Annotated in this window: 19 protein-coding genes; 9 read left to right on the forward strand and 10 right to left on the reverse strand. The window is 73.1% G+C overall.

The window, feature by feature from the left end:
• The 8 genes from AB0C33_RS08205 to AB0C33_RS08240 form a co-directional block, all read right to left on the reverse strand.
• A complete protein-coding gene (locus AB0C33_RS08205) occupies nt 1-1,269 on the reverse strand; it encodes an MFS transporter (RefSeq protein ID WP_358284859.1) in 1,269 nt (422 codons plus the stop codon).
• Nucleotides 1,270-1,345: 76 nt separating this feature from the next.
• On the reverse strand, nt 1,346-2,161 hold the full coding sequence (locus AB0C33_RS08210) for an MOSC N-terminal beta barrel domain-containing protein (protein ID WP_358284861.1): 816 nt from the start codon (nt 2,159-2,161) through the stop codon (nt 1,346-1,348).
• A gap of 15 nt (nt 2,162-2,176) precedes the next feature.
• Nucleotides 2,177-3,367, reverse strand: coding sequence for a Cmx/CmrA family chloramphenicol efflux MFS transporter (locus tag AB0C33_RS08215; protein ID WP_358284863.1), 1,191 nt, complete (start codon nt 3,365-3,367; stop codon nt 2,177-2,179).
• Nucleotides 3,368-3,438: 71 nt separating this feature from the next.
• On the reverse strand, nt 3,439-4,011 hold the full coding sequence (locus tag AB0C33_RS08220; RefSeq protein WP_358284865.1) for a TetR/AcrR family transcriptional regulator: 573 nt from the start codon (nt 4,009-4,011) through the stop codon (nt 3,439-3,441).
• 44 nt (nt 4,012-4,055) lie between these two features.
• Complete coding sequence (locus AB0C33_RS08225; protein WP_358284867.1) at nt 4,056-6,218, reverse strand: protein kinase; 2,163 nt, start codon at nt 6,216-6,218, stop codon at nt 4,056-4,058.
• A 202-nt stretch (nt 6,219-6,420) separates the two neighbouring features.
• Complete coding sequence (locus AB0C33_RS08230) at nt 6,421-7,791, reverse strand: DUF1116 domain-containing protein (protein ID WP_358284869.1); 1,371 nt, start codon at nt 7,789-7,791, stop codon at nt 6,421-6,423.
• 109 nt (nt 7,792-7,900) lie between these two features.
• Complete coding sequence (locus tag AB0C33_RS08235) at nt 7,901-9,262, reverse strand: FdrA family protein (protein WP_358284871.1); 1,362 nt, start codon at nt 9,260-9,262, stop codon at nt 7,901-7,903.
• Nucleotides 9,259-10,107, reverse strand: a complete 849-nt coding sequence (locus AB0C33_RS08240) for a DUF2877 domain-containing protein (RefSeq protein ID WP_358284873.1) — start codon at nt 10,105-10,107, stop codon at nt 9,259-9,261. Before AB0C33_RS08240 ends, AB0C33_RS08235 begins: the two co-directional genes overlap by 4 nt.
• A gap of 130 nt (nt 10,108-10,237) precedes the next feature.
• On the opposite strand from AB0C33_RS08240, the gene AB0C33_RS08245 reads away from it, so the two are divergent.
• The 9 genes from AB0C33_RS08245 to AB0C33_RS08285 all read left to right on the forward strand — a co-directional run bounded on the left by AB0C33_RS08245 (nt 10,238) and on the right by AB0C33_RS08285 (nt 20,259).
• Complete coding sequence (locus tag AB0C33_RS08245; protein ID WP_358284876.1) at nt 10,238-11,848, forward strand: PucR family transcriptional regulator ligand-binding domain-containing protein; 1,611 nt, start codon at nt 10,238-10,240, stop codon at nt 11,846-11,848.
• 11 nt (nt 11,849-11,859) lie between these two features.
• Nucleotides 11,860-12,069, forward strand: coding sequence for an RNA-binding S4 domain-containing protein (locus AB0C33_RS08250; RefSeq protein ID WP_352363868.1), 210 nt, complete (start codon nt 11,860-11,862; stop codon nt 12,067-12,069).
• A 103-nt stretch (nt 12,070-12,172) separates the two neighbouring features.
• Nucleotides 12,173-13,501, forward strand: a complete 1,329-nt coding sequence (locus AB0C33_RS08255; protein ID WP_358284878.1) for a solute carrier family 23 protein — start codon at nt 12,173-12,175, stop codon at nt 13,499-13,501.
• Nucleotides 13,502-13,651: 150 nt separating this feature from the next.
• Nucleotides 13,652-15,076, forward strand: a complete 1,425-nt coding sequence (locus tag AB0C33_RS08260; protein ID WP_358284880.1) for a solute carrier family 23 protein — start codon at nt 13,652-13,654, stop codon at nt 15,074-15,076.
• Nucleotides 15,073-15,945 carry an FAD binding domain-containing protein gene (locus tag AB0C33_RS08265; RefSeq protein ID WP_358284882.1) on the forward strand — a complete coding sequence of 291 codons (873 nt, stop codon included), beginning with the start codon at nt 15,073-15,075 and terminating at the stop codon, nt 15,943-15,945. The genes AB0C33_RS08260 and AB0C33_RS08265 overlap by 4 nt, the downstream gene beginning before the upstream one ends.
• Entirely contained in the window at nt 15,935-16,411 is a 477-nt protein-coding gene (locus tag AB0C33_RS08270) for a (2Fe-2S)-binding protein (protein ID WP_358284884.1), read from the forward strand. Before AB0C33_RS08265 ends, AB0C33_RS08270 begins: the two co-directional genes overlap by 11 nt.
• Nucleotides 16,412-16,427: 16 nt before the next feature.
• Entirely contained in the window at nt 16,428-18,779 is a 2,352-nt protein-coding gene (gene cutA / locus AB0C33_RS08275) for an aerobic carbon-monoxide dehydrogenase large subunit (protein ID WP_358284886.1), read from the forward strand.
• Between the two features lie 8 nt (nt 18,780-18,787).
• Nucleotides 18,788-19,801 (forward strand): leucine-rich repeat domain-containing protein, encoded by a 1,014-nt coding sequence (locus AB0C33_RS08280; RefSeq protein WP_358284889.1) that lies wholly within the window; start codon nt 18,788-18,790, stop codon nt 19,799-19,801.
• Between the two features lie 32 nt (nt 19,802-19,833).
• Nucleotides 19,834-20,259, forward strand: coding sequence for a hypothetical protein (locus AB0C33_RS08285; RefSeq protein WP_358284891.1), 426 nt, complete (start codon nt 19,834-19,836; stop codon nt 20,257-20,259).
• A gap of 6 nt (nt 20,260-20,265) precedes the next feature.
• Here AB0C33_RS08285 and cydB read toward each other — a convergent pair whose 3' ends face one another.
• Together cydB and AB0C33_RS08295 are read right to left on the reverse strand one after the other, a co-directional pair.
• Entirely contained in the window at nt 20,266-21,147 is an 882-nt protein-coding gene (gene cydB, locus AB0C33_RS08290) for a cytochrome d ubiquinol oxidase subunit II (protein ID WP_358284893.1), read from the reverse strand.
• Between the two features lie 12 nt (nt 21,148-21,159).
• Nucleotides 21,160-22,503 (reverse strand): cytochrome ubiquinol oxidase subunit I, encoded by a 1,344-nt coding sequence (locus AB0C33_RS08295; protein ID WP_358284895.1) that lies wholly within the window; start codon nt 22,501-22,503, stop codon nt 21,160-21,162.
• Between the last annotated feature and the right edge of the window lie 10 nt (nt 22,504-22,513).

Below are 22,513 nucleotides of genomic sequence, written 5' to 3' on the forward strand. Positions count from 1 at the left end.
TCAGGCCGGTCTGTCGCGGTACCGGGCCGAGACCAGCCAGAGCCCGGCCAGCGTGACCATGACGCCGACGACCAGGCCGAGCACGCCGTAGGACAGGATGCCCACGATGGCGCCCGCGATGATCGTCCCGGTGGCGCCGCAGACGTTCATCAGCAGGTCGGACAGGCCCTGCACGGCGGGCCGGCGGTCGATCGGCACCGACTCGGTGACCAGCGCCGACCCGGCGACCAGCCCGCACGACCAGCCGAGCCCGAGCACGACCAGGGCCGTCGTCACCTGCCACACCCGGTGCCCCGCCGTGCCCGCCAGGACGGCCGCGGCCAGCAGCAGCGCCGACCCGAGCACCAGCACCGGCACCTTGCCCGCCCGGTCGGCCAGCCAGCCGACGACCGGCGAGAACATGTACATGCCGGCGATGTGCAGGCTGATCACCAGGCCGATGACGTTCAGGTTCGAGCCGTCGTGGTGGAGCTTCACGGGCGTCATCGACATGATCGAGACCATCGCGGTGTGGGCCACCGCGATCATGACGAGCGCGCGGCGGGCCATGGGGGTCTCGCGCAGCGTGCGCAGGCCCGTCCTGATCGTGCGGTGACGGCCGGGGCCGGGCTCGGGGGCGCCGTCCAGCGTGCGGGCCAGCTTGAGCGGGTCCGGGCGCAGGCCGCCGATGATGATCACCAGCGCCACGGCGAACGCCAGCGCCGCGAACGCGAACGGCCCCGCCTTGGCCGCCAGCCCGGCCTCGATCCCCATCCGGTCGGCGGGCTCGGCCAGGTTGGGCCCGGCGACCGAGCCGACGGTCGAGGCCCACACCACCAGCGACAGGTGCCGGGCCGAGTGGCCCTGCGGCGACAGGTCGGTGGCCGAGTAGCGGGCCGCCAGGCTGCCCGCGCTGCCGCCGCCGACCAGCACCAGCCCGGCCAGCAGCAGCGGCCAGTTGCCCAGGCTGATCGCGGCCACCGAGAGCGCGCAGCCCGCCAGCGCCGCCAGGTAGGTCAGCGACAGGCCCACCCGGCGGCCCCCCAGGCTCGACAGCCGCGCGGTCGGCAGCGCGAGCAGCGCCGCCCCGAGCACGGTCGCGGTTCCGGCGAACCCGCTGATCACGGTCGAGCCGGACAGCTCGTCCACGACCACCGAGCTGAGCGCCAGGCCGACGGCCACCCCGACGCCGCCCACGATCTGCGCGGCGGACAGGACGACCAGGGTTCGACGCTGGACGCTGACGAGGTCAGGCAGGGAGACGGGGGGTTTCGTGGGGGCGCTGGTCACCTGTGAAGTCTCGCATAGCCCCCGACATCCCCCCAAAGAGGACAGGCATCCATTTCTATTGGGAAAGGTGTCTTTTTCAGAGGATGGTGACGGAATCCCCCACGGTGATCGTGCCGGGGGCGTCCGGGATCAGGTTGATGCCGAACCAGACCTTGCCGTCCCACTTGCGGTGGCGGGACAGCGTCCTGATGGGCTCCTTGCCCTTGGTGTACGTCGCGGTGTCGATCGTGGTCAGCACGCAGCGGTCGCAGCCCTTGGTCACCCGGAAGGCGACCGCGCCGATGCGCAGCCGCTTCCACTCGTCCTCGGCGAACGGCCGCTCCGCCCCGTCGATCACCACGCTGGGCCGGAAGCGGTGCATGGGCAGCGGCTCGGGGACCTCCTCGCCGCGTTCGGCCGCCGTCTCGGCGATCCAGTCGTTGAGCCGGCCGAGTGAGGCGGTCGTGGTCAGCAGCAGGGGGTAGCCGTCGGCCAGGCTCACCCGGTCGCCGGGCAGGCCGTACTCGGGGTTGACGGGACGTCGGGCCGGGTCGTCGAGCCAGGCCAGCCGCGCCGGGCGGCCGATCAGGTCCGACAGCCAGCGCGCCGCGTCGTCGCCGCAGTCGGTGAGCTCCACGGGTGTGCGCCAGACGTCCACGGTGGTCATGGTGGAAGTCGGGGTGACCCGCAGCGGGGGCGCGTGCGGGCCGGTCAGGGTGAGGATGTCGCCGTCGAGCTGGGCCACGCAGGCCAGCAGCCTGGGGTGCTCGCGGGCGGTCAGCATGCCGCCCTGGCCGTCGGTCACCAGGTAACGCCGGTCGCCGGCCAGCCCCCACGGCTGCACGTCGGCCTCATGGACGTCGTGCCCGGCGGTGGACTTGACGGGATAGAAGTGGATGCTCGCCAGTTCCATGGCCAGGACCGTACCTCACGCCCTCGGGACGGCTTCGGCCCGGTGGGCCGCGGCGACCGGCTCCCGGCCCGGACGGGCGGACAGGGCCACCACGCCCAGCGCCGCCGCGCCGAGCACGGCGCCGATCCAGCCGACGGACGGGTATCCGGCACCCGCCCCGATGGCCAGCCCGCCGAGCCACGGGCCGACGGTGATGCCGACGTTGAAGGCGCAGACGTTCATCGCGGCGGCCATCGTGGGGGCGTCCTTGGCCAGGGTGAAGACGCGGGTGTTCAGCGTCGGGTTGGTGGCGAAGCCGAACCCGCCGAGCAACAGGACCAGCGGCACGGCCAGCACCGCGACCGGCGCGGCCAGAGCCAGCAGGACCGAGGTCACGACCAGCCCGGCGATGCCCGCGTACAGGGTCGGGAAGGGGCGCGTGTCGGCGGTGCGCCCGCCGATCGTGATGCCGATCACCGCGCCGACGCCGTACAGCGCCAGGACGGCGGGCACCCAGGCGGCCCGCAGGCCGGTCGTGTCCACGAGCATGGCGCTCAGGTAGCTGAAGGAGACCAGCAGGCCGCCGGTCGCCAGGGCGGTGGTGGCGAAGGCGAGCCACAGGCGCGGGCTCAGCATCGAGCGCAGCTGCTCGGCGACGCCCGGCGCGGCCTCCCGCTCGGGACGGCCGCCGGGGATCGTCGCCAGCACGCCCAGGGCCGCCAGCGCCGACAGCGCGGCCACGGCCCAGAACGCGGCGCGCCAGCCGAGGTGCTGGCCGATGACCGTGCCGAGGGACAGCCCGACGACGGTGGCCACGGTCAGCCCGCCCGCCACGATGCTCATCGCCTTCCCCCTGGCGTTCGGCGGCACCAGGCCGACCGCCGTGGACGCCGCGACCGCCCAGAACCCGGCGTAGACGAAGGCGCCCGCCACGCGGGTGGCGAACAGCAGGCCGTAGCTGGTGGTCAGGGCCCCGGCGACGTGGGTCAGCGCGAAGACCGCCATGAACGTCAGCAGCGCCGTCCGGCGCGGCCAGCGCATCGTCACGACGGCCAGGACCGGCGCCCCCACCAGCATCCCGATCGCGAACGCCGAGATCAGCAGCCCCGCGTCGGGGACGGACACGCCGAGGTCGGCGGCCATCTCCGGCAGCAGTCCGGCCAGCATGAGCTCCGAGGTGCCCTGGGCGAAGATCGCCAGCCCCAGGATGAACACCGCCAGCGGCATGAGAACTCCCTCAATTTTAGAACGCTCAGTACAAAATTCGGGCACGAAAAGTGATGGAGGCGCAGGAAAGGTCAGAAAGCGGTCAGCGCCGTCGTCGCGATGGATGCGAGCACCGCCCGGCCCGCCCCGCCCCGGGCCGCGACGCGCAGGCCGCTGACCGTGGCCACGACGAAGTGCGCGAGGGCCAGGGCGTCCTTGTCCGCGCCGATCTCGCCGAGGGCCTGCCCGCGCTCGATCGCGCCGCGCATCGCCTCCACCCGCCGCTCGCCGTCGCGGCGCAGCAGGACGGCGATCTCCGGGTCGTGCGGAGCCAGCTCCACCAGGGCGTTGACCGCCAGGCAGCCAGCCGGGTCGCCGGCCTCGGGGTCGACCGCCTGCCACAGCACGGTCCTGATCTTCTCCACGGCGGGCCGGTCGGAGGCCATGAGCTCGATCAGCGCGGACGTGCGCTCCTCCTGGTAGCGGCGCAGGGCCCGCTCGTAGAGGTCGCGCTTGTTCGCGAAGGTGTTGTAGATGCTGCTGCGGCCGAGGCCGGTGGCCTCGCACAGGTCCTGGGTCGAGGTGCCTTCGTAGCCCGCGTCCCAGAACGCGCGCATGGCGGCCTCGACGGCGCGGTCCTCCTCGAACGTCCGTGGTCGTGCCATGACGAGCACGCTAGCACGTTTTGGAATGATCAGTGCAATATGGGTCAGGTGGTCTGGCGGAAGGTGTCCAGGAACGTCTTGCGGGCCTCGGCCTGGTCGTCCCACTTCAGCTCGGGCATGTCGAACGAGATCGTGAAGGCGGTCTTGTCGTCGAGCGTGACGTACCGGGTCAGGGCGTGCATCGGGACGCCGTCCTTGGAGGTGTAGGTGTACTCCCAGTCGGCGGCCTTCCAGCCGCGGTAGTCGGTGGCCTGGAGCTGCACCTGGATGTAGCCCTCCACGCCGCCGTCGGCCTCGCGCCGGCTCAGCTCGGCGAGCCCGTCGGCCTGCGGGGCGGCCTGCTCGACGACGATCCGGGTGCCGGAGTCCTTGGGGCCGGTGAAGGTGGCCGCGTCCCCCGAGGCGGCCAGCTTCCAGCCGTCCGGGACCGCCGCCGCGAAGCCGGGCGGGGTGTGCTCCTTGTAGCCGTCGGGCACCGGCGACGGCCCGGTCTTCCGCGGCGCCTGGCTGGTGGCGGCGGCCGACTGCGTGCCGGGCGAGACCTGCGGCGGGCCGCCGGACAGGATGACCACGATCGCGCCGATCACCACGGCCACGCCCGCGACCGCACCGGCGATCAGCAACGGCGTGGGCCGGCCGCCGCGCATCCAGGGGCCGTCGCCCTCCTGGACCCTGCGGCGGCTGGTGCCCGCCCGCGAAGAACCGCCGCGCGAGGGGCCGCTGCGCGCCGGCCCGGTCCGGGTGGCGCCGATGCGCGAGGAACCGGTCCGGCTGGAACCGGTCCGGGTGGCGCCGGTGCCCGACGGGCCGGAGCGCGACCCGGCGCCGGAGCCGGGCAGGGTCGCCAGGCGGCTGTGGCTGATGTCGTGCGACAGGTCACGCGAGTGCTCGCGCAGTTCGTCGGCCGAGGCCAGCGGCCACGGGGCCGGGACGGCGGCCGCCCTGCTGTCCGTCGTCAGCGGCAGGATCGGCTGCGGCGCGGGCGGGACGGGCGCGCCGAGGTCGTCGAGGTCGTCGAGGTCCGCGGCGGGCGGTTCCATCCGGTGCGGGCCGGACGGGCCGCCGAAGGCGTCGAAGCCGCCGGCCGGGGACGGCAGCCGGTCGGTGCGATGGCTGCCCGACGGGCTCGACAGGCCGTCGTAGGGCGGCATCGCGTACCCGCCCGCCGGTCCGGCCAGCGGGTCGTACGGCACCCGCACCGGCCCCGAAGGGGTCTCCACGATGCGCGAGGGCATCGGCCCGGACGGGTGCTCCAGCGGCGGCAACATCCCCAGCGGCGTCTGGTCCGACTCGGCCGGCAGCGTCTCGGGCGGCCGCGGACGGGCCGAGCCGTGGGCGCGCAGCACCGCTTCCAGCAGGTCGGCGACCTGCTCCGCGGTGAGCCGCTCGGCCGGGTTCTTGCGCAGCAGGCCCTCGATCACCGGCAGCAGCGCCCCGGCCCGCTGCGGCCTGATCGGCTCCTGGGTGAGCACCGCGCCCAGCACCGCGATCGCGTCCGGCCCTTCGTACGGCGGCCGCCCCTCCACGGCCGCGTACAGGGTCGCGCCGAAGGACCACAGGTCGGCCGCCTGCCCGGTCGGCTGCCCGGACAGCCGCTCCGGCGGCACGTACGCGGGCGAGCCCATGAGCAGCCCGGTCTGCGTGATCGTCACGTCGCCCTCGATGGCGGCGATGCCGAAGTCGGTCAGCACCACGCGGTCGGAGGTCAGCAGCACGTTGCCCGGCTTGACGTCGCGGTGCAGGATGCCGGCCGCGTGCGCGTGCCGGAGCGCGTCGAGCACGCGGATGCCGATCTCGGCGGCCTGGATCACCGGCAGCGGGCCGCTCTGCCGCACGGCCTGCTCCAGCGACCAGGCGCGGACCAGCTCCATCACGATCCACGGCCGGCCGTCCTCCTCGACGACGTCGTGGACGGTGACGATGCCAGGATGCGTCAGCCGGGCCGCCGACCTGGCCTCGCGCAGCATGCGCCGGTGGGCCATCTGCTTGCCCGCCTGATCCAGCCCGTACGGCAGGATCAGCTCCTTGACCGCGACGTCCCGGTCGAGCAGCACGTCATGGGCGTGCCACACCATGCCCATGCCGCCCCGGCCGACCGGCGACATCAACCGGTAACGCCTGCCGACCAGACGCCCCTGGCTCTGCGGGTCACCCCCCGGCGCACCCTGGTCCGGGCCGGGCCCGCCGAGCAAGCGGTCGGCTGCCATCTTGCCGCCCCCATTCAGCCTCATCCGTCACATCAGAGCGTGACCGCTTCGAGCGGTGGATCGCCGTACGCGCCACCGTGCGCCATGCGCTACTTGCAGATTATGAGGTTCGCCACGATATCGGCGGAAAATCGGTAATGGAAGGCGAAGAGCCTTTACAGCCGCTCTGACCTGCAGATATACGGCTTTTCAAACTGATCACTTACTCAGCGGCGAGTGCGATCAACGCGCTGGTGAACGCCTGTGCGGGCGGCTCCACCAGCCCCGCGCCGACCTGGCCGGTGCCCGCCACGCGCCCCGCGATGCCGGTGTTGACGACCGGCAGAATGCCCGTCCTGGCGACGAGCGTCACGTCGATGCCGACGGGCGTGCCGCGGAATCCGAGCCCGGGAATCTGGTACGCGGGATGCTCGGCCAGCGTGATCTCGTACATCGAGCGGGTGGCCCGGACCGCGTCGGCCACCTCGCCGCCGACGAAGCGCACGATCGCGGGCGCGGCGGCCATCGCGAAGCCGCCCAGCCCGGAGGTCTCGGTGATCGTGGAGTCGCCGATGTCGGGGTTGGCGTCCTGGGGGCCGTACGCGCCGAGGTAGAGGCCGTCCGGCACCCCGGCCGGGCCGGTGAACCAGCGTCCGCCGAGCCCGGAGACCTGCACGCCGAAGTCGGTGCCGTTCCTGGCCATGGCCACGACCAGCGAGGAGCCGGGGATGTCGCGGGCGGCGTCCGTGCTCACCTTGCCCGCGGCCATGCCCGCGTTGAGGAAGAAGTGGTCGTTGCCGTTGACGAAGCGCAGCACCTGCGCCGCCTGCTCGGGCGCCGCCTCCACCAGGGCCGGGGCCAGCTCGCGCAGCAGCAGCGAGGTGGCCGCGCGGTTGCGGTTGTGCAGCTCGTCGCCCATCTGCAGGGCCTGCGCGATCAGCGAGCGCAGGTCGATCGGGCCGGTACGGGCCAGCGTCGCGGCGAGGACCGGGCCGAGCACCTCCTCCATCCAGCGCAGCCGGTCGAGCACCTCGGGGCCGTACGCGCCGTACCTGAGCACCTTGCCCAGGCCCTCGTTGAGCGAGCAGTAGGCGGTGCCGCCGTGCTCCTCGTCGCGTACCTCCAGCAGCCACATCGACGGGCTCACCACGCCCGCCATCGGGCCCACCGTGGCGTGCTCGTGGCAGGGCCGCAGCGCGACCGCGCCCGCCGCCAGCCCGGCCTCGGCCTCCCGCTCGTCGCCCGCCAGGCCCTCCAGCAACATCGCGCCGATCAGCGCGCCGCGCATCGGGCCCGAGGCGCGGTCCCACTCGATCGGCGGCCCGGCGTGCAGGAACGTCCCCGCGGGCAGCACCTCGGCGGCCCGCCGCAGGCCCACCAGGTACGGCCGCGCGCTCGTCAGCCTGCGCACGGCCAGCTCGTTGGCGGCCGTCCTGCGCGGGTCGGCCAGCACCTTGGCCAGGGCGTCGGCGGTGCCGGGCAGCGGCGGCCGCCAGGCCACCGGCGTCGTCGGCACGGCCTGGGCCGCCAGCGCCTCGTCGAGCAGCCCAGCGCCGACGGTGATCACCCGCGGCGGCCCCGACAACAGGCTCACGACACCCTCCCGGCAAGGCGACGAACGGCGAACGGGGGCACGGCGAACGGGGGCACGGCGGGCGGGGGCACGGCGCGCGTCAGTGCGGGTGGCGGCACGGCGGGCGGGGTCACAGGAGGCTCCGGGCGTGGCGGGCGGCCTCGGCGTTGGAGACGAACACGGCGGCCCCGGCCTCGCGCAGCGCCGCGGCCTGCCGGTGCAGGTCCTGGGGATCGCCCGCGCTGCCGACCAGCGCCACCACGACGGTGGCCGGCGTACGGGCGACCGCCGGCGCGAGCGAGGCCGCCGGGTCGGGGTCGGCGGCGTGGCCGAGCACGACGTCCATGAGCACCACCTCGTCCGCCCGGACCCGCGACAGGGCCTCCAGGCGCAGCGTCGGATCGATCATCGGATGCGCCCTGCCCCTGGTGTAGGCGTCGTCCCCGAAGTCGGTGAACTCGCCGGGCCCGGCCAGGACGGCGGCCTCCGCGCACAGCGTGCCGCCCGCGTACAGCCCCCTGACACTGCGCGGCTCCCCGCGCAGCGCCCCCGGCCACGACGGCCATCCGGGCACGCCGCGGCCCAGCGCCCGCAGCGCCCGCCCGGCCGCCTCGGTGAGGTCGGTCTCCGGCAGCACCGCCTCCACCACCGGCGTGCGCAGCCCGGCCGCCACCTCCCGGACGGCCCCCGCCACGCCGGGACCGGGCGGCTTGCCGACCAGCACGATCAGCTCGGTGGCCGGATCGTCGTCGAGCAGCCGCAGGGCGCGCATCGTGGCCAGCCCGCCGACCTCGGCCGACAGGTCCCTGCCGCCCACGCCGAGGATGTGGCTGATCCCGGCCTCCGCCCAGTCGAGCAGGCAGGACACCTGCTGGGCGCCCGTGCCGGAGGCGGCGACCAGGCCGACCGGCCCCGGCCGCAGCACGTTGGCGAAGCCCAGCCCGACGCCCGCGATCGAGGCGGTGCCGCAGTCGGGCCCCATGACCAGGACGCCGCGCTCCTCGGCCAGCTCCTTGAGCCACCGCTCCTGGGCCGGCGGCACGCCGTCGCTGAAGATCATCACCGGCAGTCCGGCCTCGACGGCGTCGCGGGCCTCGCAGAAGGCGTGCTCGCCGGGCACGGACACCAGGACCAGGTCGGCCGGCGTCCTGGCGGCCGAGTAGGTGGTGAGCGGCGGCTGCTCCCCGGACACCGTGGCGGCCTTGGTGGCGGTGGCGGCGGCGGTGGTGGCCGCCCGCGCGGTCAGCCGGGCGTCCAGCTCCTCGACGGCCCGCGCGGGGTCGGCGCCGCGCAGGGCGATGAGCAGGTCGCCGGGGCCCGCGGGCGGGGGCTCGAAGCCGAGGTCGCGGACGATGGCGAGGTTGAGCTCGGTGGCCATGGCCACCATCGCCACCTCCACGCCCGGCATTTCGGTCAGCGCACGACTTATTCGCATCAAGGTGACGGAGTCGTGGTACGTCCCTTTTCTCAGCTGGATCAGGTCGTCGCTCACGGGCGCCCGCTCAACGCCCGGACCGAGGCGAGCCCGATCGAGATGCCCTGGGCGAGGTCGGCGCCCGAGGTGTGGCCGAGCCGGTGCAGGCGCCGCAGCGCCGGTTCGAGCGCCTGCCTGCCCGCGATGCCGCGCAGCACGCCGGTCACCTCAGGGCTGGCCTCGCCCCTGGCCGCGCAGTGCAGCAACGTCGCCGAGATCGGCGTCGTACGGGTGCGCGCGTCGTAGGTGACGGTCGCCGCCAGCCAGTCGGCCAGCCAGACCGCCCGCCGCGTGCCGGTCGCCGTGCCGAGGTGCCTCAGCGTCACCAGCAGCCCGGCCAGCACGTCGTCGCCGCTCGGCGTGAGCCCGGGACCGAGCCCCACGAGCCGTTCCGCCGCCGTCACCGCGCCCAGCAGCCGGGCCTGCGCGCAACTGCGCGCCAACAGCTCGACGGCGTCGTTCCCGGCCAGGCCGGGCCGTCCGGGGCCGTCCAGGACGACGTCGGCCAGGCTCAGCGGGTCGACCGGGCCCAGCGCCGGAGCCGGGTCCCACCAGCGGCGCACGCCGAGGCTCAGCGAGCCCAGCTCGATGCCGCGGTCGCCGACGGCGGCGTCGTCACCCACGGTGACCTTCGGCAGTGGCGTGGCCAGCAACACCGAGTTGGGCAGCCGGGCCGCCTCGCCGGTGATGAGGGCGATCACCGAAGGCTCGCAGTCGGTCCTGACCTCCAGGTATATCCCCGCGGAGAACGCCGCGAGCACCCGGGCCGGGCTGCGCGGGGCCTCCAGCACGGGACGCACGGCGGTGCTGGCCGCGCCCGTCACGCGGACCCGGGCACGCCGCGCATGAGTACTGACGGTCACCGAACCTCCCATCGGACCCTGGTCCTGACCGTAGAACGGCCGGAGAACCCTCCGTACGGAGAAATTTGCCAACAGTCAGCGGGAAGGTTGGCTCTTCCTGACAGACCATCTGGGGAGTCACAATCACCACATGGAGCCCCCCGTGCGTCTGGCCAGCACCGGAACGATCATCCACGGCGTCTCGGTCGGGGAGGTGCTCGGCGTCTCGACGCTGGCCGAGGCCAGGCTGATCGCGGGGGAGAGCGGGCTCGGGCGCATCGTGCAGCGGCTCAACGTCATGGAGGTGCCCGACATCCTGGCCTGGGTCAAGCCGCACGAGCTGCTGCTGACCACCGGCTACCCGCTGCGCAACACGCCGCAGTCGCTCGGCCGCCTGGTCGCCGACCTGGACGAACGCGGCCTGGCCGCGCTGGCGATCAAACTCGGCCGGTACGTGGACGAGCTGCCCGCCGAGATGACCGAGCAGGCCGACCGGCTCGGCTTCCCGCTCATCCTGCTGCCCAACGACGTCGGCTTCGACGACATCCTCAACCAGGTGCTCACCGACATACTCAACCGCCAGGCCGCCGTGCTGGCCCGCGCCGAGGAGGCGCACCGGGCGCTGGTCCACGTGGTGCTGGCCGGCGGCGGGCTCGACGAGGTCGCCGCCGAGGTGGCCCAGCTCCTCGACGTGGCCGTGGCCGCCGTGGACGGCTCCGGCCAGGTCCTGGCCACCGCCGGGGCGGCCGAGCACGTCGCCGCCCTGCGCGAGTCGATCTCCCGTGAGGGCCCGCCGCCCGCGCGAACCGCCGACACGCCGGGCCGCGGCAGGGCGTTCGCCTCGGCGCCCGTGCTGGCCGGCGGCCACCACCACGGCCGGATCGTCGCCTACAGCGCCACCGGCGCGATCCGGGACAGCGACATCGGCATCCTCGAACGCGCCGCCACCGTCGCCGCGCTGGTCGTGACCCGGCAGGAGGCGGTCAACGCGGTCGAGAGCAAGTACCGGGCCGACTTCCTGCGCGACGTGCTCACCGGCCGGGCCGGCACGCCCGAGCGGGTCGACGCCAGGGCCAGGGCGTTCGGCTGGGACCTGGCGCGCCCGGTGATCGTGCTGGTGGCCGAGCTCGACCCCGACGGCGACGAGCGCAGCGCCCAGGACCGGCTGGTGTCCTGCTGGACGGCGGCCGTGCGGCGGCACGACCCGCGCGGCGCGGTGGCCGGGTTCTCGCACGAGGTCGTCGCCGTCGTGGACGCCTCGCTCGACGCCGCCAGGGTGGCCAAGGACGCCGCCTCGGCGTTCGCCGACGTGCCGCCCGCGACGTTCTCGACCGGCACCTCGCGGCCGAGCCCGGGGGCCGGGACGCTGCCGGAGGCGTACGCGCAGGCGATGAAGGCGGCCCGGGTGGGCCGGCAGCTGCACGGGCCGGGCGCGGTCGCGCACTTCGACCAGCTCGGCGTCTACCGGCTGCTGTCGCTGGTGAACGACACCGGCGAGCTGCACGCGTTCGTCCGCGAGACGCTGGGCCCGCTGGCCTGGGACGAGGACGCCGAGAACGCCGACCTGCGGCGCACGCTGCAGGTGCTCCTGGAGACCAACCTCAACGTCGCCGAGACCGCCCGCCGGCTGCACTTCCACTACAACACGCTGCGCTACCGGATCGGGAAGCTGGAACGCCTGCTCGGCAACTTCACCGACGACCCCCACCTGCGGCTCAACCTGACCCTGGCCCTGCACGTGCTGCGCATGCGCGGCATCTAGGCTTGGGGCTCGTGGATCTGGATTTCGAACTGCGTTCCGAGTACATCCCGCTGTGCGACCTGCTGAAGTACTGCGGGGTCACCGAGACCGGCGGCATGGCCAAACACCTCATCGCCGAGGGCCTGGTCCAGGTCGACGGCGAGGTCGAGCTGCGGAAGACGGCGAAGATCCGTACCGGCCAGGTGGTGAGCGGCGACGGGTTCACGATCCACGTGCAATAACGGCCCACCGTATCCGGATGGTCGTGACACCCCTTATTGTGCTCTCCGACATACTTCGGAAGACGTCGCCGCTGGTCAGGCGGAAGATTGAGGTGGGTTCGCGGTGTTCGGGTGGAAGCTGCACGGCGACGGGAAACATCTGACGCCGGGAGAGGTCGTCAAGCCTGACGAGCGGCTCTCCTGGCCCCGGATGGTCGGCATCGGCGCCCAGCACGTCATCGCCATGTTCGGCGCGACGTTCGTGTTCCCGCTGGTCATGGGGCTCGACGCGAACCTGGCCGTGATGATGTCCGGCGTCGCGACGATCCTGTTCCTGCTCATCGTCAAGGGCAAGATCCCCAGCTACGTCGGGTCGAGCGCGTCCTTCGTGGGGGCCGTGGTGGCGATCAGGGCGGCCGGGGGCGGCGACGCGACCGTCACCGGCGCGCTGCTGGCCGTCGGCGTCGTGCTGGCCGGCTGCGGGCTGGCCATCCACCTGCTCGGCGTGCGGATCATCCACCGCGTCTTCCCGCCGATCGTCACCGGCGGCGTGGTGATGCTGATCGGCTTCGGCATGGCCTACGTCGCGGCCGACGTCTACTGGCCCAAGGACCCGTGGGTGGCGCTGCTCACGATGGCGGCCACGTTCGTGTTCATCGGGGTCTTCAAGGGCTTCCTCGGCCGCATCGGCGTGCTGCTCGGCCTGGTCTTCGGGTTCGTGCTGTCGTGGGTCTGGGACGTGGTGGGCGGCAAGATCCTGGCCCCCGACGCCACCGGCAAGGTGACCGAGCACTTCCGCGTCAACCTCCAGGGCGTCGCCGACGCCGACTGGATCGGCCTGCCGTCGCTGCACGGGCCGGTGTTCGAGGTATCGGCGATCGTGCTGGTGCTGCCGGTCGTGATCGCGCTCATCGCCGAGAACGTCGGCCACGTCAAGGCCGTCGGCGAGATGACCGGCGCGGACGTCGACGGCTACATGGGCCGCGCCATCATGGCCGACGGCGTCGGCACCGTGGTCGCCACCTCGGTCGGCGGCCCGGCCACCACCACGTACGCCGAGAACATCGGCGTCATGGCGGCCACCAAGGTCTACTCCACGGCCGCCTACTACATCGCCGCGGTCATCGCGATCCTGTTCGGCCTGTGCCCCAAGTTCGGCGCGCTCGTGGCCGCGACCCCCGACGGCGTGCTCGGCGGCGTCACGACCATCCTGTACGGCATGATCGGCCTGCTCGGCGCCCGCATCTGGATCGAGAACAAGGTGAACCTGTCCGACCCGGTCAACCTGGTCCCGGTGGGCGCGGGCATCATCATCGCCATCGGGCCGGTCGCCTTCCCGATCACCAGCACGTTCTCCCTCAGCGGCATCGCGCTCGGCACGATCGTGCTGCTCGTCGGCTACCACCTGCTGCGCGCCACGCGCCGCGAACCGGTGCCCGAAACAGGCCGATAACCCCCTCTCTGACCGGCCGGCGACTTCCCCGTACGGAGGTTCGCTCTGGTGACCGCGGGATATTTGGCAGATCATGCCCGTGTAGCCGCATCCCAGCGGTCCTAATGTGCCCGCAAAGGCACGGTCGCCGGCCCGGAAGAGAGGGCGCAGATGGTTTTCGGATGGACCAGACACGGTGACGGCAGGCATCTGGCGCCCGGCGAGGTGGTCAGGCCCGACGAGCGGCTGAGCTGGCCGCGCATGATCGGCTTCGGCGCCCAGCACGTGATCGCGATGTTCGGCGCCACGTTCGTGTTCCCGCTGGTGATGGGGCTCGACCCGAACGTCGCCGTGATGATGTCCGGCGTCGCGACGATCATGTTCCTGCTGATCGTGAAGGGCAAGGTGCCCAGCTACCTGGGCACCAGCGCGTCGTTCGTCGGCGGCGTGTTCGCCATCAGGGCCGCCGTCAGCACCGACCAGAGCGTCGCCGACGCCATCGTGACGGGCTCGATCCTGGTCGCCGGGCTCGTGCTGGCGCTGGCGGGGCTGGCCGTGCACGTGCTCGGGGTGCAGATCATCCACCGGGTCTTCCCGCCCGTCGTCACCGGCGCGGTGGTGATGCTCATCGGGTTCGGGCTGGCGTACGTGGTCGCGGACGTCTACTGGGGGCAGGACCAGTGGGTGGCGCTGATCACGATGCTGGTGACGTTCGTGGTGATCGTGGCGTTCAAGGGGTTCGCCGGGCGCGTCGGAGTGCTCATCGGGCTGGTCACCGGGTTCGCGCTGTCCTGGGTGCTGGACCGGATGGCGGGGCCGGTCACCTCCGTGCTGCCCGGCCAGAACCTGCGCGACGCGGCCGGCGCCGCCTGCCCGGCCGAGGGCACGTACTGCGTGGCCACGGCCTTCCCGCACGACCGGGTCAGCTTCGACGCCGTCGCCAAGGCCGACTGGTTCGGGCTGCCGGACTTCCACGCGCCCGACTTCCGGTTCTCCGCCGTGCTGCTCGTGCTGCCCGCGGTGATCGCGCTCATCGCCGAGAACGTCGGCCACGTCAAGGCCGTCGGCGAGATGACCGGCACCGACGTCGACCCCTACATCGGCCGGGCGATCATCGCCGACGGCGCCGCCACCGTCGTCACCAGCGCGGTCGGCGGCTCGCCCACCACCACCTACGCCGAGAACATCGGCGTCATGGCGGCCACCAAGGTCTACTCCACGGCCGCCTACTACATCGCCGGCCTGATCGCGATCCTGTTCGGCCTGTGCCCGAAGTTCGGGGCGCTGGTCGCCGCCACGCCGGGCGGCGTGCTCGGCGGCGTCACCGTCATCCTGTACGGCATGATCGGACTACTCGGCGCCAAGATCTGGATCGAGAACCGGGTGGATTTCGCCGACCCGGTGAACATGGTCCCGATCGGCGCGGGCATCATCCTGGCGATCGGACCGGTGACGCACATGATCGGCGGAGAATTCTCCCTGGAGGGCATCGCGCTCGGCACCGTCGTGGTGGTGGGCGGCTACCACCTGCTGCGCGTCATAGCCGGGCGCCCACCGGGGCCGGCCCGGAGACCGGCCCCGGGCGAGGCCGGGTGAAGCCGCCGCCGTTCACCCACCACGCCCCCCGCGACCTGGAGGCGGCGCTGCGGACGCTCGCCGAGGTGCACGGGAAGGTGCTGGCCGGCGGCCAGAGCCTGATCCCCATGCTCAACATGCGGCTGGCCGCGCCCGAGCACATCGTCGACATCAACCGCCTGACCGCCCTGGACACGGTGGAAGCGGGCGGCGACGGGGTGCGGGTGGGCGCGCTGGCCCGGCACTCGCGGGTGGCCCGGTCCGGCGCGCACCCGCTGCTGACGAAGGCGCTGCGGCTGGTCGCCCACCCCGTGATCCGCAACCGGGGCACGGTCGTCGGGAGCCTGGTGCACGCCGATCCCGCCGCCGAGCTGCCCGCGGTGCTGGCCGTCCTGGGCGGCTCGGTGCGGCTGGCCCGGTGGACCCCCGCGGGCATCGCCGAGCGGGACGTGCCGGCGCGGGAGTTCTTCGTCGGGCCCATGGAGTCCGGCGTCCGGCCGGACGAGCTGGCCGTGTCGGCCTACTTCCCGGCGCTCGGCGGACGCGCCGGGACGGCGTTCGAGGAGGTGTCCCGGCGGCACGGCGACTACGCCCTGGCCGGCGTCTGCGCCGTGGTCACGCTCGACGACGACCTGCGCGTCGCCGCGGCCAGGGTCGCCTGCGTCGGCGTGGGCCCGGTCCCCGTCCCGATGGACGTGACCGGCGCGTGCGGCCACCGGCCGGCCGCGAGCGTCGACTGGCCGGCCGTCGCGCGGACCGTGCGGGACGGGACCGACCCCGAAGGGGACATCCACGCCACCGCCGCCTACCGGCGGCACCTGGTGGGCGTGCTGGCCGAACGGGCCCTGCGCGAGGCGGCACGGGAGGGGACGGCGACCGGTGGAACATGAGATCACGCTGACCGTGAACGGCACGGCGAGGCGGGTCAGCGTCCCCGGACGCCGCCTGCTGTCCGACTGCCTGCGCCACGACCTCGGCCTGACCGGCACGCACGTCGGCTGCGAGCACGGCGTCTGCGGCTGCTGCACGGTGCTGCTCGACGGCGAGCCGGTCCGATCGTGCCTGACCTTCGCGGTCACCGTGGACGGGCACGAGATCACCACCGTCGAGGGCCTGGCCGGCCCGGACGGGCTCTCACCGGTGCAGCGGGCCTTCGCCGAGTGCCACGGCCTGCAGTGCGGCTTCTGCACCCCGGGCTTCCTGTGCACGGTGACCGCCCTGCTGGCCGAGAACCCGGCGCCCACCCACGAGGAGGTGCTCGAAGGCGTGTCCGGCAACCTGTGCCGGTGCACCGGCTACCAGAACATCGTCAAGGCCGTCCACCGCGCCGCCGAGCTGCTGGCGGAGGAGTCGTGAGCTTGCTGGGGGAGTCATGACGACCAGGATGTTCGGTGAGCCGGTGCGGCGGCGGGAGGACCCGAGGCTGCTCACCGGCCAGGGCCGCTTCCTCGACGACCTGGGCCGCGACGCGCTCGCCGCCGCGTTCGTCCGGTCACCCCACGCCCACGCCCGCGTCGGCGACATCGACGTGTCCGCCGCGCTCGACGTGCCGGGCCTGGTCGCGATCTACACCTGGGAGGACCTGCCCGAGCGGGTGGGCCGGCCGCTGCCGCTGCTGATCCCGCACCCGGCGCTCACCCACGGGCGCACGGCGTACCCGCTGGCCAGGGAGGTCGTCCGGCACGTCGGCGAGCCCGTGGTCATGGTCGTGGCCGCCGACCGGTACGCCGCCGAGGACGCCTGCGCGCTCATCGAGGTCGCCTACGAGCCGCTCAAGCCGGTCGTCGGCCTGGCCGAGGCGGTGCAGGGCGCCCAGCTCGTGCACGAGGACGTGCCGGGGAACGTAGGGGCGCACCTCGTCCAGGAGGTGCCGGGGGCCGACGGCAGGGGCGCGCGCGAGGCCGTCGAGAGCGCGCCGCACACGCTGGCCTTCCGGCTCGACATCGAGCGCAGCGCCAGCATGCCGCTGGAGGGGCGCGGCGTGCACGCCCGCTGGGACGGCCGCGACCTGCGCGTCCACTCCAGCACCCAGACCTCCACCAGCGTGCGCATGGCCGTCGCCGCCGCGCTCGGGCTGCCGCTGCCGCAGGTCGAGGTGATCGCCCCGGACGTCGGCGGCGGCTTCGGCGTCAAGATCGTGCACCCGTGGCCGGAGGAGATCCTGGTGCCGTGGGCCGCGATGACGCTCGGCCGCGAAGTCAAGTGGACCGAGGACCGCAGGGAGCACTTCATCTCCTCCGCGCACGAACGCGCCCAGATCCACCACGTGCGCGTCGGCTTCGACGACGACGGCCGCGTCCTGGGCCTGGACGTGACGATCCTGCACGACCACGGCGCCTACACGCCGTACGGGATCATCGTGCCCATCGTCACCTCCACGCAGTTGCTGGGGCCGTACAAGCCGGGGGCCTACCGGGTCGAGTTCACCGCGGTCTACACCAACACCGTGCAGGTCACGCCGTACCGGGGGGCCGGCCGGCCGCAGGGCGTGTTCTGCATGGAGCGGACCATGGACAAGATCGCCCGCTACCTGGGCAAGGACCGCACGCAGGTGCGCGCGGCCAACCTCATCCGGCCCGAGGAGTTCCCCTACGACCAGGGGATGACGTTCCAGGACGGCCGCCCGCTCATCTACGACAGCGGGAACTACCCGGAGATGCTCCGCATGATCAAGGAGCTGATCGGCTGGGACTCCTTCGAGCGGCGGCCGGGCCGGGGGATCGGCATCGGCTGCTACGTCGAGGGCACGGGCGTCGGCCCGTACGAGGGCGGGCACGTGCAGATCACCTCCGACGGCCGGGTGCACGTCTCGACCGGCCTGACCTCCCAGGGGCAGGGGCACGAGACCGCCTTCGCCCAGATCGCCGCCGCCGAGCTGGGCGTGCCCATCGAACGCGTCAGCGTGGTCACCGGCGACACCCGCAGGTTCGGGTACGCGGTGGGCACCTTCGCCTCCCGCGCGGCCGTCATGAGCGGCAACGCCATCGCCCTGGCCTGCCGGAAGGTCAAGGAGAAGGCGCTGCGCATCGCGGCCGACGCCCTGGAGGCCGACCCGGCCGACCTGGAGATCGACGACGGCCTGGTGCACGTCGTGGGCGCGCCGACCGCCGCGATCCCGCTCTCGACGGTGGCGGTGCTGGCCAACCCGCTGCGGTACGCCTTCGACGAGGAGACGGCCAGGGCGACCCAGTTCTCCGGCGCGGCCGACCCAGCCCGCCCGCCGGTGGCCGAGGGCGACGAGCCGGGCCTGGAGGGGCGGGAGTTCTACTCGCCGATCCGGTCCACGTTCGCCTCCGGCATGCACGCGGCCATCGTCGAGACCGACCCGGACACCGCCGAGATCAGGGTCGTCAGGTACGCCGTCGTGCACGACTGCGGCCGGCTGATCAACCCGATGATCGTGGAGGGCCAGATCCACGGGGGAGTGGCCCAGGGCATCGGCGGCGCCCTGTACGAGCGCATGGAGTACGACGTCCACGGCCAGCTCGTCAACGCCTCCTTCATGGACTTCCTCATGCCGTACGCCACCGAGATCCCCCCGATCGAGACCGCCCACCTGGAGACGCCCTCGCCGCTCAACCCGCTCGGCATCAAGGGCGCGGGCGAGGCCGGCGTGATCCCGGTGTCGGCGGTCATCGCCTCGGCGATCGAGGACGCCGAGGGCATCGAGATCGACCGCATGCCCATCTCGCCGTCCGACCTGTTCGGGCTGCGTATGCGATGATCGGCGCCATGCTCGCTCCCGGCGCCGGCCTGACCCGCTTCCCCGACGTGCCCGACGACGTGCGCACGATCGACCTGGCCTGGAACGAGATCACGCACGTGCCCGCCCGGGTGGCCGGGCTGGCCGCGCTGGAGGAGCTGCGGCTCGACGGCAACCGGCTGCGCGAGCTGCCCCGCCTGTCCGGCCTGGCCGCGCTGCGCGCCCTGCACCTCGACGGCAACGAGCTGAGCGAGGTCCCCGACTGCCCGCCCGGCCTGGAGACCCTCTTCCTCTACGGCAACCGGATCGAGCGCCTGACCGGCGACCTCGGCCCGCGCCTGCGCCACCTCGCGCTCGGCGGCAACCGGCTGACCTCCGTGCCCGCCGGGCTGTGGAAGCTGACCGGGCTCGAATCCCTCAACCTCGCCGAGAACGCCCTCACCGAGATCCCCGCGGCCATCGGCGGCCTGGCCCGGCTGCGCATGCTCGACCTCGGCCACAACCGGCTCGCCTCGATCCCGCCCGAGGTCGGCGACCTGCCGCTCACCGACTACCTCTACCTGAGCGACAACGGGTTCACCGACGTCCCGGCCGCGCTCGGCCGCCTCGACCGGCTGGCCTACCTCAACCTCACCGACAACCGGCTGACCAGGCTCCCGGACGCGCTCGGGTCGATGGCGTCGCTGGTGGAGCTGCGCCTGTACAACAACCGGCTGGAGACGCTGCCCGAGACCGTCGGCGGGCTCGGCCGGCTGAGCGAGCTGCACCTGCAGGGCAACCGGCTGACCCGGCTGCCCGCCGCCCTCGCGGCGCTGACCGAGCTGCGCGTGCTCGACCTGCGCGACAACCATCTGAGCGAGCTGCCGGCGCTGCCGTCCGGCCTCACCCATCTCGACCTGCGCAACAACCGGCTGCGCGAGCTGCCCGCCGCGGTCGCCGAGCTGACCGGCCTGCGCAAGCTCGACCTGCGCTGGAACAAGCTCTACGACGACCCGCCGGTGCTCGATCTGCTGCGCGCCCGGGGCTGCGCCGTCCTGCGCTGAACCGGCGCGGGAGGCCGTGCGTATCTCCGCACATGACGACACTTCCACGTCTGGCCGTCCTCGCGCTGCTGGCCGGGCTGGTCGCCGCCTGCTCCGCCGGCGGCGGCTCCGGAGGCCCGGCGGCGGCCGGCCGGAACGCCCCGCGGGCGGCGGCGCCCCAGACGGTCGAGCAGCTCGCCGCCAAGGTCGGCTGCAAGCCGCGCATGCAGGTCGACGCCGCCGAGATCCGTACGGGCTACTGCCGGACCGCCGACGGCCAGTTCTTCGTCACGACGTTCGCCAGCCAGTCCGGCAAGGACGCCTGGATGGACGCCGCCCCCGAGTACAACCCGCACCTGGTCGGCAACCTGTGGACCGTGCTGTCCAGCCGCAAGGTGCTGGAGCTGCTGAAGGAGCGGCTCGGCGGCGACCTCCACCTGAAGGACCACCGCACGAACCAGATGCGCACGGTCGGCTGAGGCGCCCTACGCCGCCGTGAGCATGACCCGCTTGCGGAACACCCAGTACGTCCAGCCCTGGTAGACCAGCACGAACGGCAGCGTGATCAGCCCGATCCAGCTCAGCATCGTCAGCGTGTACGGCCCCGAGGCGGCCGTCGCCAGGGTCAGCCCGGGCAGCGGCGCGACGCGCAGCTCCATGAAGACCGCCAGCGTGGCCAGCACGATGCCCGCGGCGGTCGCGCCGAACGCCCAGCCCTCCCTGCGCCGCCAGATCAGCGCCGCCGCGGCGGCCAGCGCGGCCATGGCGGCCAGGGCGGGCAGCGAGCCCAGGTTCGACAGGGCCAGCACGGCCACCGGGATGGCCACCGCCGCCGCGGCCATGGCGGCGGTCCTGGCCCGGCGGCGCACCGGGCCGGTGGTGCGCAGCGCGAGGAAGACCGCGCCGTGCAGCACGCAGAGCGTCAGCGTGAACGCGCCGCCGAGCAGGGCCGCCGGGCCGCTGTCGAACAGCACGTCGGCGAAGATCGCGCCCCACAGGAACGCCGGGAGGCCGCTGCCGACCAGGATGCCGAGGTCGCACCAGATCGGGTTGGCGACCTTGCCGCGCCACTCCAGCCCGACGCCGCGCACGATCAGGCCGACCAGGATGAGCGTGACGGGCAGGTAGAACGCGCTGAACAGGCCGGAGTACCAGGCGGGGAAGGCGGCGAACATGGCGCCGACGGCCGTGATCAGCCACACCTCGTTGCCGTCCCAGACCGGGCCGATGGTCTGCAGGCTCTGACGCTGCTCGGCGGCGTTCCTGCTGAGGAGCGGCGCCAGCAGGCCGACGCCGAAGTCGAAGCCTTCGAGGACGAAGTACCCGGTCCAGAGGAAGGCGATGATGACGAACCACAGGTTGATCATGGTCTGGTCCCTCTAGTACATCAGCGACGGTTCGAGCGGCTGCGCCTCGGGAGCGGGCTGCCGCTCCTCGACGCCCTTGCGCACGTGCTTGGCCAGCAGGACGACCTCGGCCACGGCCAGGCCGCCGTACAGGAGTGTGAAGACGGTCAGCGAGATGGCGACCTCGGCCAGGGTCACGCCGGGCGAGACGCTTGAGGCGGTCAGCAGCTCGCCGGCGACCGTCCAGGGCTGCCGGCCGATCTCACTCAGCAGCCAGCCCGCGATCACCGCCGCGAACGGCAGCGGCAGCGCCAGCAGCAGCGCCCGCGCCAGCCAGGACGGCACCTCGCGCCTGCGCCGGGTCAGCCAGAGGCCGAGCAGCGCGAGCCCCGCGGTGGCCATGCCGAACACGATCATCACGCGGAACGACCAGAACACGATCGTCGGGTCGGGCCGGTAGTCGCCGGGGCCGAACTGCTGCTCGAAGCGCTTCTGCAGGTCCTCGGTGCCCTGGACGGTGGCGTTGAGGTCGTTGGTGGCCAGGAAGCTGAGCACCTTGGGGATCTCGATGCCGGGCGCGAGGGAGAAGGCCGCGCCCGCGGTGTCGCGCTCCAGGCCCTCGGCCGCGGCCAGCTTCATGGGCTGCTGCTCGTACATGAGCTTGGCCGACATGTCGCCGGTGCCCGCGACGACCGCCCCCGCGATCGCCGTCATGACCAGCGCGCCGCGGGCGGCGCTGCGCCACATCGGCGCGCGCGTCCGCAGCAGCCAGTAGCCGCTGACCGCCAGCACGAACCCGCCCGCCACGATGAACGCGGCCCCGATGACGTGCGGCACCTGCGCGACCGCCGTGGAGTTGGTCAGCACCGCCCACAGGTCGGTCATCCTGGCCTTGCCGTCCACGACCTCGTAGCCGACCGGGTGCTTCATCCAGGCGTTGGCGGCGAGGATGAAGTAGGCCGACAGGTTGGAGCCGATCGCGGCGGCCCAGATGCTGGCCAGGTGCGCCTTCTTCGGCAGCCGGTCCCAGCCGAAGATCCACAGGCCGAGGAACGTGGACTCCATGAAGAAGGCCAGCAGCGCCTCCATGGCCAGCGGGGCGCCGAAGACGTCACCGACGAACGTGGAGTACTCACTCCAGTTCATGCCGAACTGGAATTCCTGCACGATGCCGGTCACCACGCCCATGGCGAAGTTGATCAGGAACAGCTTCCCGAAGAACTTCGTGAGCTTGAGGTAGTGCTCCTTGCCCGTGCGGTGCCAGGCCGTCTGGAGGCCCGCGACGAAGATGCCCAGACCGATGGTCAGGGGCACGAACAAGAAGTGGTACACGGTGGTGACCCCGAACTGCCACCGTGCCAGGTCAAGCGCGTCCATCAATCCCCAC

The sequence above is a fragment of the Nonomuraea sp. NPDC048881 genome (assembly GCF_040649795.1).
Lineage (GTDB): Bacteria > Actinomycetota > Actinomycetes > Streptosporangiales > Streptosporangiaceae > Nonomuraea.